Here is a 15119-nt window from a genome sequence, read left to right as displayed (position 1 = left end):
CTCAGTGAAAACTCAGCAGAGCCGGAACGACGACGGCCTGGCCGCCGTCGTTCCGGCGACGGCTGCCCCGCAAGTGATAAAGCGGAGGCGGAAGCCGTTGACATGGGACAAGGTCAGCTTCTTCGCGGTTTTCCTCGGACTGCCGCTGGCGATCTACCTGTTGTTCGTGATTTGGCCCTTCGTTCAAGCCTTTGGTTACTCGCTGACGGACTGGTCGGGCTTCTCGCCGAACCAGAACTTCATCGGCCTCGAGAACTACGTAAAGATCTTCACCGACGACATTTTCATGAAGGCCATGGGGAACAACATCCTCCTGGTCATCTTCCTCCCGATCATCACCATCATCCTGAGCCTGGTGCTTGCCTCGTTGGTGACCGTGGGCGGAAGCAGCAAAGGCCAGATCAAAGGACTTCGCAATTCCAGCTTCTACCGTGTGGTGTCGTTCTTCCCGTACACGATTCCGGCAGTAGCCATCGGCATCATGTGGGGCCAGATCTACGATCCCTCCGGCGGCCTGCTCAACGGCATCCTGACGGGGCTGGGCTTTGACCAGTTCAAGGACTTCGCCTGGCTCGGTGACAAGAACACCGCCATGATTGCCACGATGTTCGTGATCGTTTGGGGCTTTGTCGGCTTCTACATGGTCCTGTTTGTTGCAGGCATCAAGGGCATTCCCGCCGAGCTTTTCGAGGCCGCCAGAATCGATGGCGCCGGTCGCTTCCGTACCGCCGTGTCCATCACCATCCCTTTGATCCGCGACAACATCCAGACTGCCTACATCTACATGGGCATCCTGGCTCTGGACGCTTTCGTTTACATGGCGGCACTGAACTCCGGCGGTGGTCCGGACAACTCAACGCTGGTCATGGCCCAGCAGCTGTTCTTCACCGCCTTCAGCAAGGGTCAGTTCGGGCTCGCAAGTGCCATGGGCGTTGTCCTGGCCATTGCAACACTGATCTTCTCCGGCCTGGTGTTCGTGGTTAACCGGCTCACCGGCGGCGACAAGGATGTGAGTCTGTAATGACAACCAAAGTCTCAACTCCGGAAATGAAGTCGTTGCACTTCCAACCGCGGACGCCGGCAACCACAAAGGGCGACAAAGTGGTGGGAGCCGTGTCGCACACGGCTTTGACCATTTGGACGCTCATCGTCATTCTTCCGCTGCTGTGGACGTTCATGTCCTCCTTCAAGACGTCCAGCGAGATCTTCGCCTCGCCGTTCGCCTTGCCGGGTGAGTGGAAGCTGGATAACTACGTCAAGGCCTGGAGCGAAGCCGGCATCGGCAGCGCTTTCCTGAACTCGGTGATCGTTGTTGCAGTTGCCTTGGTGATCGTCATGGTCCTCGGTGCCATGTGTGCCTACGTCCTTGCCCGGTATACGTTCCCGGGCAGCAGGGCCATCTACTACCTGATGCTCGCCGGCCTGACCTTCCCGATCTTCCTGGCCATGGTGCCGTTGTTCTTCGTCCTGAAGAACATGGGCCTCCTGAACACCTTGCCCGGACTCATCCTGGTGTACGTGGGCTTCGCGCTTCCGTTCACGGTGTTCTTCCTGTTCTCCTTCTTCAAGTCGCTGCCTCACGAAATTACCGAAGCAGCGGCCCTTGACGGCGCAGGGGAGTGGCGGACGTTCTTCCAGGTCATGCTGCCGATGGCCAAGCCGGGCCTTGCCTCGGTTGCCATCTTCAACTTCCTGGGCCTGTGGAACCAGTTCCTGATTCCGGTGTCCATCAACGCCGCCGGCCCGCGCGTCCTCTCGCAGGAGCTCGCGGCCTTCGCCGGCCAGATGGGTTACGCAGTGGACTATGGCGCGCTGTTCGCCGCGGTCAGCGTCACCGTCATTCCAGTCCTGATCGTCTACGTGATCTTCCAGCGCCAGCTGCAGGGCTCCGTGTCGCAAGGCACCTCGAAGTAGTACAGCCAAGCTAAAAACAACGGTCGACGGCGGTCCTCACCTTACGGTGCGGGCCGCCGTCGGGCGTTTACCATTGGCTGATGTTCGAGCCACACCAACTCCGTAACGACGTCAGCATGCGCCTGCTCCGTGTGAGCGACGCGCCAGCGCTCGCGGCCGCGTATGTACGCAACCGTGAATACCTTGCGGCCTGGGAGCCGGTGCGTTCCGACGAGTACTTCACCGAAGAGTGGCAGGCGGCGGATATCGCCAAGCGCCTGGCCGTCCATGAAGCAGGCGAGGGGTTCCCCCTGGCGTTGATTGCCGACGATGCCGTTATTGGCAGGTTCACCCTTGCAGGAATCGTGCGCGGTCCTTTCCAGAGTGCAGGACTGGGTTACTGGGTTGACAGCAAGTACGCGGGCCGTGGTTTGGCGTCCGCCGCCGTTAAAGTGATCGTGGAAAAATCCCGGGACGAGCTGGGTCTGCATCGGATGGAAGCGAGCACTCTCCTGCATAACGTTGGCTCCCAGCGCGTGCTGTTGAAGGCGGGCTTCCGGAAGATCGGGATGGCGCCGAAGTACCTGCACATCGCTGGGAAATGGCAGGACCACAACCTTTACCAGGTCATTTTGCATGACTAGCCGGTGGACCGGCCCTGCCGGCTGACGCACGACTCCGAATGGACCCGCGGCTGTGAAAGGCTGGACTGATTCTGTAGTGCAACGAAAGGCAGCAGCCCGTGATTTTTATCGTGGTCAAGTTCAACGTCAAGCCTGACTGGTCCGGGCGGTGGCTGGACCTGGTGGCCGATTTCACCGAAGCGACCCGCGCTGAGCCCGGCAACCTGTGGTTCGACTGGTCCCGCAGCGTGGACAACCCGAATGAGTTCGTCCTGGTGGAAGCGTTCCAGGATGACGCTGCCGAGGCCCACGTCAACAGCGAACACTTCAAGAAGGCCATGGCGGACATGCCCCAGGCCTTGGTGGAGACTCCCCACATCATCAGCCGCCAGTTCGAAGGCAGCGGCTGGGACCGCATGGGCGAGCTCACCATTTAAAGCAACGCGGGGTCACTTACGGCCCATCCCAGAGGGATTCATGGGCCGTAAGTGACCCCGCGTTGTTCTATGGGAACTAGAACATCCAGGGGATCTCCGCATGGCCGAAGTCGCTGAACGAGCCGAAGCGGCCGGCCTTGAACGCGAGCACCTCGCCGTCCCGGTCCCGGCACGTGGTGACCTGGCCGAAGAAGACCTGGTGATCGCCGACGTCGTACTGCTGCACCACGCTGCAGTCCGCCTGGGCGAGGGCGCCCTTGATGACCGGAAGGCCGTTGTCGGTGATGTCGAAGTCGCCGTCGCCGAAGCGGTCCCCGCCGCGGACGGCGAACCGCCGGGCCACGGACTCCTGCTTCGCGCCGAGGATGGACACCGCGAACTTGCCGCTCTCCATCAGGGCCTCGCCGGTCCGGGTGCCGAAGTTCAGCGAGATCATCAGGATGGGCGGCTCAAGGCTGATGGACGTCAGCGAGCTGATGGTCATCCCGTACTGCTCGTCCTCGTGCTGGGTGGTGACCACAGCGACGCCGGTGAGGAAGCGGCCCATGGCGCGGCGCATCCCCATGGCGTCGGGGATGGTGAAGGCTGGTGCCAGGCTCATTTCAGTTGCTCCGCTCCGCTGGTGCCGGATTCGTGTAGTACCGGACCTCGAACATCCTGGCTCCATTCTCGGAGACCCACGGGCCGTGCTCCATGCCGGGTGGGCGGGTGGCCCAGTCGCCGGCCTTGAAGGTCTTGCCGAGACGCTGGTCCACGAAAGAGCCCTCGAAAATGAAGACCTCTTCCCAGAAATCGTGCGTGAGGACGCCGTTGGGGGAGGTATCCGTGCCGGGCTCGAACTTGAGGATCCGGGTGACGCTGTCATTGTCCGAATCGCGGGCGAGGATGGCCTCGGACAGCCCCTCGATGTGCGGGTTGCAGGGTGCGAAGTCCACCGAGGAAACGGGGGTGAACTCGAATTCGGGCTTTGCCATGGTCAGATCCCCTCCGATTCGGTGGAGCCCTCGATGCTGTAGGAACCGAGGAACGTGTCCAGCTCCGCCACCAGGGCGTCGTAGCCGTAGTTCCGGTAGGTGTAGGCGCCGCGGACCACGAACGGTGCGCCAGCGTAGAACATCTCGTACTGCTGGTGGCGGCCGGCGAACTCGGAACCGATGATGTCCCAGGCCAGCTTGAAGAGCTTCACCCGTTCCTCGCTGCTGACGCCGGGCGACTGGACGTAGCGTTCCATGTCCGGCCGGGTCACGCTGCTGGTCATGTCGGCGATGCTGGAGGGAAGCTGCAGGACGCCGCCGCCCACCAGGTCGCGCAGGATCGAGATCACTCGCGGGTAGGTCTCGGACTGCAGGCCCATGGCCCCGTACAGTGCACTCTTTCCGGGAACCCTCATGCCGGCGTCGTCCGTTGTTGCCGTGTATTCGGCGGCGAGAACCGCCGACTCAACGGACTGCACGATCGCTGCGAGCTCGCCGAGCTTCTCCTGGACGCCGGGAATCTTGTCCGTGCCGTTCACCTGGGTGACCTTGCGGGCCACGGAAGCGATGAACTTCAGCTTGGTGGAGAAACGGATCTGGGCCTGCCAGTTGCCCAGGGCGTGGGCGCCGGTGTCGAAGAACTGACGGCGCAGGGTGTCGATGTTCCGGTTGATGAAGACGCGGTCCCACGGGATGAGGACGTCGTCGAAGACCACCAGGGCGTCCGGCTCGTCGTAGTGGCTGGTCAGCGGGTAGTCGAAGTCGCTGGTGGCGGCCGGCGCGAACGGGCGGCGGCAGTAGAGCTTCAGGCCGTCCGTGGCCACGGGGATGGCGAAACTGATCGCAAAGTCCACGTCGTCCGGGCCCAGTGGCTTGATGCAGGTGACAAAAACTTCGTCGGCAATGGCGGCACCGGTGGCGAGCATCTGCGAACCACGGACAATGATGCCCTCCTCGGTTTCACGCACGACGCCGACCTGCAGGTATTCGCCCTCCCAACCTGACGCCGTGGTTGCGCGGGAAACCTGTGGGGGAATGATCGCGTAGGAAAGGTACAGGTTCTCGGACAGGATCTTCTTGTAGTACCGCTCCACGTTCCCGGCGAAGTCCCGCTCGTCATTCTTGAAAACGTCCGGGTGGGAACCGAACGCGGCGAAGAACGTGCCCACATGGTCCGGGCTGCGGCCAACCCAACCGTGGGTGTGCTTGGCCCATTTCTCGATTGCCTGGCGGCGCAGGACGAGTTCCTCCTGCGTCCTGGGAGCGGCGAAGGTCCTGTTGGCCGGTCCGTCGATCTCCTCCGAGTGGAACTGCATTCCGTTGGCGGGATCGGCCGCGATGTCGAACAGCTCGGACATGGTCCGGGCAACCTTCGCGAAGGCCGGGTGTTCCAGGACGTTGCCGACTACCTCGCCATCGAGGATCACTGTCCGGCCGTCGTTCAGGGACTTCAAATACTGCTTACCGGTTCTCATCGAAGTGAGCCTTTCCTGATTTTGTAGTTATGTTCGATTGTGGTCCCATTCGGGAAGGAGAGCTCCAACTTCCAGGAAGTTCCATCAACGAACTTCCCGTCCAGCAGCGGCAGGGTGCCGCCGAGGCACATGAAGTCGGCATCACCGATGTCGGTACGGTCCAAGAGGCGCTCGACGACGTCGGCCGGCGTGCGCAGGCCGCTCAGCGAACCCTCTTGGTACAGTTCCCCGTCCACCCATGAGCGGGCGGTGCAGCTGTCGAGGTCGAGATCCGCCAAGGATTCGACGGCGATGACCTCACCGGCGACGGGCTTGGGGCAGGCCCGCTTGGAATCGCCGATGTCCCGGGCCTCGATGTCGCGGTCCGTGTGGTCCGAGCCGATGCCGAGATAGTACTTGCCGTCGTGGCGGATGTAGAGGGGTTCAATCTCGCCTGAGGTCAGGTTCTCCGAGGTGTCGTGCTCGCCGGAGGTCTCGAACAGGTCCGAGTCCATGCGGTAGAACATGGGAACCTCCGGTGGCGGAGCTACGCCGATGGCTGCCAGTTCATCGATGTGGTGCTGGACTGCCTTCGGATCCCGGCCTGTGTAGCCGGCCACCACTCCGTGGAAATCCGTGACCACGATGGTCTTCTCTGTGCCCACCACCTGGAAGGTCAGTGGGACTTGCCTTGTTGTTTCCATTCCGTCTCCTTGGATGGCTTCTGAACGGTCTTGGGTCTAAACGGTGAGTGTGTCGTAGGCCGCGAGGCGGTCCCCGATGACGGGAAACTCGCTGCGGACGGCCTGGACCTGCAGGGGATCGATGTCCACCAGGAGCACCGATTCCCCGGCGTCCGCTTCGGCAAGGACGTTGCCGGCGGGGTCCACCACCCGGCTGTGTCCGCCGAGTTCCACACCTTCCTGGCTGCCTGCTGCATTGCAAGCGATCACGAAGATTTGGTGCTCCACAGCCCGGGCCGTGGTGAGCAGGCGCCAGTGTTCACGCCGGGCCGCCGGCCAGGCCGCGGGGACGATCACGATCTCCGCACCGCGGTCGCTCAGCTCCACCCACAATCCGGGGAAGCGGAGGTCGTAGCAGGTGATGCCTGCAACGGACCCGAAAGGCAAGGGGACTACGGGGAGGGACGATCCAGCGGTGAGGAGGCTTGCCTCCTTGGACTTGTACCCGAAGACGTGGATTTTCCGATACGTGTGGACCACGTTGCCGTCAGGGCCCAGCAGGATGGAGGTGTTGCTGAGCCGGCCGTCGTCGCCCGCCTCGATGATGCTGCCGAGATGAAGGTATACGCCAAGGTCTTTGGCTACCCGTGAGCACATGGACACTGTGGGGCCGGTGAGCGTCTCCGCCAAGGCCTCGTATTCGTCGAAGTGGAAGTATCCGGCGCTCCACAGCTCCGGCAGGACGATCAGTTCGGCGCCGTTGATACCGCGAAGGATGGCTTCTACGCGCTGGATGCGGTCCTCGCGGGTTTCGGAGTCCGGGCTGGCTACTTGGACAAGTGCGATTTTCATGCTTTTTCCTTTTCCGGGGCGCCGTGTGGATCGTTGTCCAGGTCGCTGAGGCGCAAGCCCTTGGTTTCCTTGGCAAACATCACCGAGACCATGGAGATCAGGCCCATGACGGCGAGGTAGATGCCGATCGCATAGCCGGTGCCGAATGCGCTGTAGAGGGCCAGGGCGATGATCGGTGACAACGAGCCGGCGATCAGCGATGCCAGGTTATAGGCCACTGAGGTGCCGCTGTACCGGACGTCCGTGGGGAAAAGTTCGGAGAAGAACGCGCCGATCACCGAGCTGTACGCCGCGAAGATCAGCAGGCCGCCCACGGCAGCTGCAATGATTCCCCAGGTCTGTCCCGTATTGAGCAGGGCGAAGAACGCGAAGGCCCACACCACGGTGGCAATCGACGCTCCGATCAGGATGGGCTTCCGCCCTACCTTGTCCGCGTACAGCGCCAGGATGGGAATGGCGACGACGGCCACGCCCTGCCCGATCATGACGGCGGTGAGGCCTGTCTGCCGCTGCAACCCCATGATCTGGGTGACGTAGGTAATGATGAACAGCGAATAGATGTAGAAGCCTGCGTTCTCGCCCATCCGGCTGCCGGTGGCGATGAGGATCTCGCGCCAGTTGCGGCGGAACAGGATGGTCAGCGGCATCTTCCGTTCCTTGTTGCCTTCGGCTTCGCGCTTGCGCTGTGCTTCCTTGAACAGCGGGGTTTCCTGGACGTAAAGCCGCAGGACGAGGCCAATGACTACCAGCAGTGCAGACAAACCGAACGCGATGCGCCAGCCCCATGCCAGGAACTCGCTCTCCGGCATGGTGGCGGCGAGGATGGCCAGGACGCCGGCAGCCATCAGGTTGCCCAGCGGTGGGCCCATGTTCGGCCACGAAGCCCAGAACGCGCGCCGGGCGCTTTCGTTGCTGTGCTCGGAGACGAGGAGTACCGCGCCGCCCCATTCGCCGCCGAGGGCAAATCCCTGAATCAAGCGGAGCAGCAGGAGGAGCAGGGGTGCTGCAAGGCCGATCGCTGCGTACGAAGGGATGAAGGCGATGAGGGTGGTGGCGACACCCATGAGCATCAGGCTGGCCACCAGTGTTGCGCGCCGGCCGTGTTTGTCTCCCAGGTGACCCAGGACTATGGCGCCGATGGGGCGTGCCAGGAAGCCGGCCGCGAACGTTCCGAGGGCCAGCATGGTGCCCACCAGGGGATCGTCGGTAGGGAAGTAGAGCTTGTTGAATACCAGCGCTGCGGCGGTGCCGTAGAGGAAGAAGTCGTACCATTCAACGGCCGTGCCGGCCAGGCTCGAAGCAGCCACCACGGGCAGGCTGGAGTGCTTCTGTTGCCGCAGTTCTGCTTTCTTCAAATCGGTCATTGTGGGAATCCTTTGCGAGTGGGAGCCGCGGAGCTTCTGTTGAGTCTGGCGGCCGGGCTCCCAGGAAAATTTGGGTATTTCCGATGCGTGAGCGGAGTCACTGAACAACACTGTAGACGGGTTGTATACAACCTGTCTATATTTGAAGGAGAAGTTTTCAGGAACGTCCCGAACAGTCCTGAATGCAACTCGTATACTGGGCTACGCGAGAAAGGCTCTGCATGATCCAGATGACCCCCGCTGCACAGTCGCAGCCAGAAGTGGCCTACCAGTGGATGAAAAGCTACATCGCAGCCCTGCCCCGTGAGGAAGAAACATTCCTCAACGAGGGAGTCCTGGCCAAGACCACCGGTACCTCACGAACCCCCGTGCGTGAGGCATTGCTGCGCCTTGAAGCCGAAGGATTCGTCAAGAGGATCCCGCACAAAGGCGCCTACGTGCCACCCATCTCCGACCCCGACGTACGCGCCATCCTGCAGGCACGGTCCGTGGTGGAGAAGTGGGCCGTCTCGGCAGTGGAAACCATGCTTGAGGCCCAGATCGATGCCTTCCAGCGCGTGATTGACCAGCAGCAGGAGGCCCGGGACGATCCCGCCAGGTTCATCGAGCTGGACACGGAATTCCACACGCTCATGGTCCGTGCCGGCGGCAACCCCGTACTCGCCGACTTCTACGCGTCGCTCCGGCAAAAACAACTCAGGATCGGCGTCAAAGCCGTTACCCAGGGCACGGATCGAGCCGGGGACGTCCTGCGGGAACACCAACTGATCGTCGACGCGCTCCGCAGCCGAAGCCTGGACGCAGCGCACAAAGCCATCGACGAGCACCTCGATTCCACCCGCTTGGCAGTCATCGGGTACTAGTCCTCGCTGTGCAGCTCCCGTTGCCGATCCCCATGGTTCATTATCACCGCAGGTCAACGGCGGTAGGGGCGACATGGTCTTGATCGAATCTTGAGCCAACTCAGCAATGCGCCTTGAGTTCGGTTCGGCAGTGTCTATGAGGTTGGCCTTGATCGGCTGACGGACACATTCGCTGCTAGTTACTCAGGACTGACATCGTGACCCAAACCCCTGCCGGACCACGCCCGCGCCTCCAAACCCGACCCCACCCGGTCAGGATCCTGCTCGCCTCTGCCGCAACCCTGGCGCTGGCCGCCGTTACCGCCCCTGGAGCAAGCGCTGAACCTGCACCAGCGCAGGGAGCGGCCCTGCAGACCTCATCCAGCGTTTCGGCCCTCGCAGGCCAATCCGAGCAGATGGTGGTGGTGCCCGTGACGGCCGGCTTGGAACCCACCCGGGTGAAGGGGACAATCGCGGTGTCGGGGAAGCCTGAGGGGATGGTCCGGGCCACGGTCAATGGCCGGATCATCCTCGAAAGCAACGCAGCAGCCACTGTTCCCCTCGACGAAGCAGTCAGCAGCGCCGACGTTGTTGGCCAGCAACTCTCCGTTGGACTGCAATACATTCCGGCAACGCAGACCATGTGCGTCCTGTCCAACTCCACGGCAACGCTCGGCAATCTGTCGGTTGAATTCAGCGGAACCGCCGAGGATCCCACCACCGTTGGCGAGTTCTTCCCGGCGTCCGTGCCCGCCGTCGTACTTCCCGTCCCGGCCGATCCCGGAGCAGATGTTTCCGCGGCCATCATGACCGCGTCGGCCGCCATGGCCCACCGCTACCCTGAGGCCAGCATCAGCGTGGTTCCGGACGCTGAACTCGCGGCCCGCACAGCCGGCCTGCCGGCAGGGAGCCGGATCATCAGCGTCGTCGCCGGCTCCGGGGACACCAACACACAGCTGACCGCTGCGGCCGGCCTTCCCCAACTCATCCTCAGCGGCCACGATGAACAACTCCGCACCGCAGCCCGGGCGTTCGCCAGCGACAAGACGGCGCTCGCGGTGACCTCCTCCGTCACCGGCCTTACCTCCGCGCTACCTGCCGCCCCCGGCCTGGTCCAGAGCCTCAAGGACCTCGGCAGCGCCACGCTCAAGCTCTCCGGCTACGGCACGCCGGAATCCTACGTCGGCGTCAGCCAGTCGCAGTTCGGCGGCCCGGTTTCCTCAGTGAAGGTCCAGCTCAAAGGCACGCACACAGCCGTCCCGGACAACGCCCAGGCGCAGCTTTCGGTCTTCTGGAACGACTACCTGCTCGGCTCGAAAAACCTCGACGGCGGTGACACCTTCACGGTGGACGCCGAGGTTCCAGCGGGGCAGCTCCAGGCGAAGAACGGCCTGCGGATCCGCCTCGCTGCGCTCCCGGCCGGCGGTGACTGCACCGGGCCCGCGGGTGTCATGCCCATGGAAGTCACCCTCGATACCGCGGGTAGCACCCTCACCGCCGTCCGGGGCGCTTCCACGAAGGCAGGCTTCGCACGCTTTCCCCAGGCATTGGGCCAGAGCGTTGCCGTGGCCTTCGGAGACGGCAACGCCCAGGCAAACACCGTCAACGCAGCGTCCCTGACAGCGTCCCTGCAGCGGGACAGTGCCACCTTGCTGGACACCCGCGTGGTGGGCCTGGATACCCTGGCAGGCTCCAGCGAGCCCGGGCTGGTAGTGGGCGCCACCGCCGAGGTGGCCAACAAGCTCTCGGCGCCCCTGCGGTTGGCGGAGTTCCGCACCATCTCGCCGTCCGACGTCGAATATGGCGTGGGCACTACGGCGCCGTTCGGCGTGCTGGAAGCGTTCGAGCAGGGCGGCCGCGACCTGCTGCTGCTCGGTGCGTGGGCGCCGGAGGGCGACGAAGCTGCGGCGTCCACGTTGCAGGCATCCCTGGTCTCCCATGTGGGTGGCGTTGAAGGCGGGTGGGCTTCCCTGTCCCGCAATCTCCTGGTGACCCAACCCTCGGGAACCCCGGTCCTGCTGGAAAGCAACGTACTGGTTCCGCAGAAGGCTGTTACCGACGACTACCGTCCCTATGCCTGGTGGATCGGCGGAGCTGTCCTGGTGCTCGGACTGGCCTTCGCACTCCGGACCGTGCTCATGAGGCGTCGTGCCAAGGAAGCACAGACATACGTGGACGCTGAACAGGCGGCAACGGAACGGGCCGAACAGGCAGTGCAGGCCGAACCGGCACATGGCAACTAGCGTCGCCACCCGGCGCCGGGCTGCCCACCGGCAGCCGGCGCTGCGGGCCCTGGTATTGCTGGCCCGGAAGGGCTGGGTCCGGCTCGGTGCCCCGGTGGTTGGCCGCAAGGTCCCGGGCACCAGGATCGTCGCGGTGGTTTCGCTGCTGGTGGGCTACATCGCATGCCTTTACACGATCGGCCACGGCACCAACCTGGACTACTCCGACGCCCAAAGCCACCTGACCATCGCCCGGCGTATCTTCGACAGCAAGGCGCCCGGCTTTGAACAATTGGGCACCGTTTGGCTGCCCATGCCACACCTGCTGCTGGCACCGTTCGTGCTGAACATGTGGTTGTTCAGCACGGGCTGGGCTGCAGGAATCCTGGGTATCCTGGCGTTGTCCGCCACCGCCACCGGTTTGTACTTGATCGCCGCCCGCCTCGGGTTGGGAAGGGCGGGGCGGCTGGCCGCTACCCTGGTGGTCCTGGCCAACCCGGCGGTCCTCTACGTCTACACCACGGCGTTGACCGAGCCCGTGCTCATCATGTGCATCGTGGGAGGCATGGCCGGCCTGGCGCATTGGGCAACCAGCCGGCGCCGGATGAGTGCCGGCGAGCTGGCAGTCTTCGCCGGGATCCCATCGGCCGCCGCAGTGCTTTCCCGTTACGAGGGGTGGGCCTTGGTGATGACCGGAACGCTCTTTGTACTGATCGTGGCCAAACGCCGCACCGGCGGGTGGCGGGAAGCCTTCGTTATGGCCGGCGGCTACGTGATGATCCCGGCCGCGGCAGTGCTTTGGTGGATCTCCTATAACTGGGCCATCTACGGCAACCCGCTGGAGTTCATGTTTGGGCAATACTCCGCTTACGCGCAGCAAAAGAACATTACCGACGGCGGACTGTTGCCAACCAAGGGCAACCTGGGGCTGACGCTGACTACTTTCCACTGGTCGCTGCTGGAGACGGTCGGCGTCGTTGTCCTCGCCTTGGCGGCGTGCGGCGCCGTCGTACTGGTCTTCAGGCGCGGCTTCGCCAACAGCACTTTGCTGGTGGCGGTGACCGGCAGCGCTTATGCTTTTGCGCTGCTGAGCCTGTTCCTGGGCCAGACCGCCATCAACAACGATCACTCGCTGCCATCCACGTGGTGGAACAACCGCTTTGCGCTGACGGCCTTGCCGCTGGTGGCCATCCTGGTGGCCGTGTTCGTCGAGGAAATCACCCGGCCCGCACGGCTCAGGCTTTGGCTGACCGGCGCCTTGCTGGCAGGACTCGTGGTGCAGAACGTTTGGTGGAGCGAGGACCCAACTGGGCGGCTTGCCGTGCTGGCGGAAGGGCGGATGTCCGCTGAATCCACCACGAATTCCACGGCCGCGGCGCGCTGGCTCAACGAGCATTACGAGTCCGGCGGAATCCTGATGGACGAGAGTGCCCGGGGCAATGCGGTGCTTCCAGTGATGGGTATTCCGCTCAAGGAGATCTACAACCGAGCTTCCGGGGATTATTTCGGGCCGGCGCTGGAGGACCCCGCGAAGTACGCACAGTGGGTCTTCGTCAACGTTGAAGCAGGTGCAGGTGCGCGGGACTCCGGGCCCACGGACCTGGTGTACCAGGCGATCGGCAAGAACCCGTCCTTCAACGTCCGCTATTCCGTTGCCTTTTCCACCCCCACCCACCGGATCTATGAAAGGTCCTCCGACCGATGACTTCCTCTTCGCACCTTGCGGACGCCACGCTCAACCGGCAATCGATCGGACAGGCACTGCTCGCCGCCGGATTGGTAACACCGGAACAGTTGCAGCGGGCACTTGACCGGGCAGTGAGCGAAGGTGGATTGCTGGGCCGGCACCTCATCCTGGAAGCCGGCCTGGACCGGCGTCGGATTTATGAAGTCCTGGCTCAGCATTGGGAGGCGCCACTGGTGGACCTGGTTGCCGAACCGGCCGACGACCGGCTCATGGAGATGCTCGGCTACAGCGGACTGGGTGAACCACGTTGGCTGCCATGGCGGATGGAGGGAGACCTCCTGACAGTTGCCACGGCGGTGGCTCCGTCGGCGGCCATTGCGCACGAGGCGGCCCTGACGTTCGGGGCCAAGGACGTCGTCTTCCGGACCACCACTGACTGGGACATCAACCAGTCCATCCAGCGGTCCTTCCGCCGCCACCTCCTCTACGAGTCCGCCGAGCGCCTTGCCGAAGAACGGCCGGGAGAGTCCGCCCGCACCGCCCTGACACAATGGCAGCGCTACCTTCCGGTGGTCCTGGTCCTGGGAATGGTGGCCGCTTTCGTGCTCTCGCCGCTGACTGCGATCATCGTGTTGTTGGCCGCTGCGAACATCGTGTTCCTGGTGAGCATCGGCTTCAAGACACTTGCCAGCCTTCGCAGCCCTTTCGACCGTTTGCATGACGCCGCGGTGGCCAAGGCCAGGGATAAGGAGAGGGCCAGCCGCGGGTTGCCTCCCTTGGCGGAGGAACGGGTTCCCGACGGGGAGTTGCCCGTCTACACCATCCTGGTGCCCGTGTTCCGGGAAGCCAACATCATCGATAAGCTGCTGACCAACCTGGGCCAGTTGGACTATCCGCGGTCCAAGTTGGATGTCCTGGTCCTCCTGGAAGAGGACGACGCCGAGACCATCGCCGCAGCGAAAGCCTCACGGCCGCCGGAGTATGTCCGCATCCTCATCGTGCCCAAGGGCGATCCGCAGACCAAACCCCGGGCCTGCAATTACGGGCTCACGTTCGCCCGCGGCGAGTATGTGGTCATTTACGACGCCGAGGACCGCCCGGAGCCCGGCCAGCTCCGCGCATCCATAGCCGCGTTCAAGCAGGACGAATTCGAGCGGAAACACCTCAACCCCAAGCGCAAGCCACTCATCTGCGTCCAAGCCGCGCTCAACTATTTCAATGCAGACCAAAACGTCCTCACCCGGATGTTCACCATCGAGTACACCCACTGGTTCGACTCGATGCTCCCTGGCCTGGACAACTCCGGAATCCCGCTGCCGCTGGGCGGCACGTCCAACCACTTTGTCACCGCCCTGCTGAAGGAAGTCGGCGCGTGGGATCCGTGGAACGTCACGGAAGACGCCGACCTGGGCCTCCGGGCTGCAGTGGACGGATACCGCGTGGGCGTCATCAATTCCACCACGTGGGAGGAAGCTTGCTCGCAGGTGCCGGCGTGGATCAAGCAACGCACGCGCTGGATCAAGGGCTACATGGTGACCTCGGCAGTCAATACGAGGAACACCCTGCGCTACATCAAGAGCACCGGGATTGCCGGCGCCGTCGGATTCCTCGGCCTGATCCTGGGAACACCCCTGGCTTTCCTGGCCTACCCGCTGGTTGTGGGGTTCACCGTAGTGACGTACATCGGGTACGACATCGTCGGCCTGGTCCTGCCCGAATGGCTCCTGGTGGGAGGCGTGGTCTCCATGCTGTTCGGAAACGCCATGATGATTGTTGTCTCCGGGGTTGCCACGCTCCGCCGCCACGGATGGCGGATCGCGATCTTCGCCCTGCTCAACCCGTTCTATTGGGTGCTGCACTCGGTGGCTGCGTGGCGGGCGGCATGGCAGATGCTCACCAGCCCGCACAAGTGGGAAAAGACGCCGCACGGGCTGGAAGCGGAGTATCACGACGACGGCCACTGGACTGCCTAGGGAGCGCACCTTGGTGGAGTACAGCTGATCTTGAGCAAATCTTGAGCAAATGCCGCATCGGGATTGAGTAAGCCCCGAGACACTGAACTCAAAGCCGATGGATGACCAGCTGAGG

Annotated in this window: 14 protein-coding genes; 8 read left to right on the top strand and 6 right to left on the bottom strand. The window is 63.4% G+C overall.

Going from position 1 to position 15119, the window contains the following annotated elements; genetic code table 11:
• Positions 1-4: 4 nt before the first annotated feature.
• The 4 genes from ACSSVG_RS07200 to ACSSVG_RS07185 all read left to right on the top strand — a co-directional run bounded on the left by ACSSVG_RS07200 (position 5) and on the right by ACSSVG_RS07185 (position 2953).
• Positions 5-1021, top strand: a complete 1017-nt coding sequence (locus ACSSVG_RS07200; RefSeq protein ID WP_231340326.1) for a carbohydrate ABC transporter permease — start codon at positions 5-7, stop codon at positions 1019-1021.
• Positions 1021-1914: a carbohydrate ABC transporter permease gene (locus tag ACSSVG_RS07195; protein WP_231340327.1), complete on the top strand. Its 894-nt coding sequence runs from the start codon at positions 1021-1023 to the stop codon at positions 1912-1914. Before ACSSVG_RS07200 ends, ACSSVG_RS07195 begins: the two co-directional genes overlap by 1 nt.
• Positions 1915-1994: 80 nt before the next feature.
• Positions 1995-2537, top strand: a complete 543-nt coding sequence (locus tag ACSSVG_RS07190; protein ID WP_492418132.1) for a GNAT family N-acetyltransferase — start codon at positions 1995-1997, stop codon at positions 2535-2537.
• A 98-nt stretch (positions 2538-2635) separates the two neighbouring features.
• Positions 2636-2953, top strand: coding sequence for a putative quinol monooxygenase (locus tag ACSSVG_RS07185; protein WP_231340329.1), 318 nt, complete (start codon positions 2636-2638; stop codon positions 2951-2953).
• 76 nt (positions 2954-3029) lie between these two features.
• On the opposite strand, the gene ACSSVG_RS07180 is transcribed toward ACSSVG_RS07185, so the two are convergent.
• The 6 genes from ACSSVG_RS07180 to ACSSVG_RS07155 are packed head-to-tail and all read right to left on the bottom strand — an operon-like array spanning position 3030 to position 8280.
• Positions 3030-3554 (bottom strand): flavin reductase family protein, encoded by a 525-nt coding sequence (locus ACSSVG_RS07180; RefSeq protein WP_231340330.1) that lies wholly within the window; start codon positions 3552-3554, stop codon positions 3030-3032.
• A gap of 1 nt (position 3555) precedes the next feature.
• On the bottom strand, positions 3556-3927 hold the full coding sequence (locus tag ACSSVG_RS07175; protein WP_105693876.1) for a cupin domain-containing protein: 372 nt from the start codon (positions 3925-3927) through the stop codon (positions 3556-3558).
• A gap of 2 nt (positions 3928-3929) precedes the next feature.
• Positions 3930-5402 (bottom strand): 4-hydroxyphenylacetate 3-hydroxylase family protein, encoded by a 1473-nt coding sequence (locus tag ACSSVG_RS07170; protein WP_253466142.1) that lies wholly within the window; start codon positions 5400-5402, stop codon positions 3930-3932.
• On the bottom strand, positions 5399-6085 hold the full coding sequence (locus tag ACSSVG_RS07165) for a DUF2848 family protein (RefSeq protein WP_231340333.1): 687 nt from the start codon (positions 6083-6085) through the stop codon (positions 5399-5401). The genes ACSSVG_RS07170 and ACSSVG_RS07165 overlap by 4 nt, the downstream gene beginning before the upstream one ends.
• 36 nt (positions 6086-6121) lie before the next feature.
• On the bottom strand, positions 6122-6916 hold the full coding sequence (locus ACSSVG_RS07160; protein WP_492418129.1) for a carbon-nitrogen family hydrolase: 795 nt from the start codon (positions 6914-6916) through the stop codon (positions 6122-6124).
• Positions 6913-8280 carry an MFS transporter gene (locus tag ACSSVG_RS07155; RefSeq protein WP_231340335.1) on the bottom strand — a complete coding sequence of 456 codons (1368 nt, stop codon included), beginning with the start codon at positions 8278-8280 and terminating at the stop codon, positions 6913-6915. Before ACSSVG_RS07155 ends, ACSSVG_RS07160 begins: the two co-directional genes overlap by 4 nt.
• A 221-nt stretch (positions 8281-8501) precedes the next feature.
• On the opposite strand from ACSSVG_RS07155, the gene ACSSVG_RS07150 reads away from it, so the two are divergent.
• The 4 genes from ACSSVG_RS07150 (at position 8502) to ACSSVG_RS07135 (ending at position 15004) form a co-directional block, all read left to right on the top strand.
• On the top strand, positions 8502-9143 hold the full coding sequence (locus ACSSVG_RS07150; RefSeq protein WP_231340336.1) for a GntR family transcriptional regulator: 642 nt from the start codon (positions 8502-8504) through the stop codon (positions 9141-9143).
• A 197-nt stretch (positions 9144-9340) separates the two neighbouring features.
• Complete coding sequence (locus ACSSVG_RS07145; RefSeq protein WP_492418126.1) at positions 9341-11365, top strand: hypothetical protein; 2025 nt, start codon at positions 9341-9343, stop codon at positions 11363-11365.
• Complete coding sequence (locus tag ACSSVG_RS07140; RefSeq protein WP_253466155.1) at positions 11355-13049, top strand: ArnT family glycosyltransferase; 1695 nt, start codon at positions 11355-11357, stop codon at positions 13047-13049. Before ACSSVG_RS07145 ends, ACSSVG_RS07140 begins: the two co-directional genes overlap by 11 nt.
• Entirely contained in the window at positions 13046-15004 is a 1959-nt protein-coding gene (locus tag ACSSVG_RS07135; protein ID WP_492418124.1) for a glycosyltransferase, read from the top strand. Before ACSSVG_RS07140 ends, ACSSVG_RS07135 begins: the two co-directional genes overlap by 4 nt.
• Positions 15005-15119: the final 115 nt, after the last annotated feature.

The organism is Paenarthrobacter sp. E2MeOHC11, assembly GCF_058744955.1.
Note: the sequence above shows the minus strand (reverse complement) of the source record. Positions and strands in the feature narration are given on the sequence as shown.

Excerpts from the sequence above, each read along its gene's own strand:
- ACSSVG_RS07150 (WP_231340336.1), top strand. The coding sequence starts at position 8,502 with ATGATCCAGATGACCCCCGCTGCACAGTCGCAGCCAGAAGTGGCCTAC.
- ACSSVG_RS07170 (WP_253466142.1), bottom strand. The coding sequence starts at position 5,402 with ATGAGAACCGGTAAGCAGTATTTGAAGTCCCTGAACGACGGCCGGACA.
- ACSSVG_RS07160 (WP_492418129.1), bottom strand. The coding sequence starts at position 6,916 with ATGAAAATCGCACTTGTCCAAGTAGCCAGCCCGGACTCCGAAACCCGC.
- ACSSVG_RS07190 (WP_492418132.1), top strand. The coding sequence starts at position 1,995 with ATGTTCGAGCCACACCAACTCCGTAACGACGTCAGCATGCGCCTGCTC.
- ACSSVG_RS07195 (WP_231340327.1), top strand. The coding sequence starts at position 1,021 with ATGACAACCAAAGTCTCAACTCCGGAAATGAAGTCGTTGCACTTCCAA.
- ACSSVG_RS07175 (WP_105693876.1), bottom strand. The coding sequence starts at position 3,927 with ATGGCAAAGCCCGAATTCGAGTTCACCCCCGTTTCCTCGGTGGACTTC.
- ACSSVG_RS07165 (WP_231340333.1), bottom strand. The coding sequence starts at position 6,085 with ATGGAAACAACAAGGCAAGTCCCACTGACCTTCCAGGTGGTGGGCACA.
- ACSSVG_RS07135 (WP_492418124.1), top strand. The coding sequence starts at position 13,046 with ATGACTTCCTCTTCGCACCTTGCGGACGCCACGCTCAACCGGCAATCG.
- ACSSVG_RS07140 (WP_253466155.1), top strand. The coding sequence starts at position 11,355 with ATGGCAACTAGCGTCGCCACCCGGCGCCGGGCTGCCCACCGGCAGCCG.
- ACSSVG_RS07180 (WP_231340330.1), bottom strand. The coding sequence starts at position 3,554 with ATGAGCCTGGCACCAGCCTTCACCATCCCCGACGCCATGGGGATGCGC.
- ACSSVG_RS07155 (WP_231340335.1), bottom strand. The coding sequence starts at position 8,280 with ATGACCGATTTGAAGAAAGCAGAACTGCGGCAACAGAAGCACTCCAGC.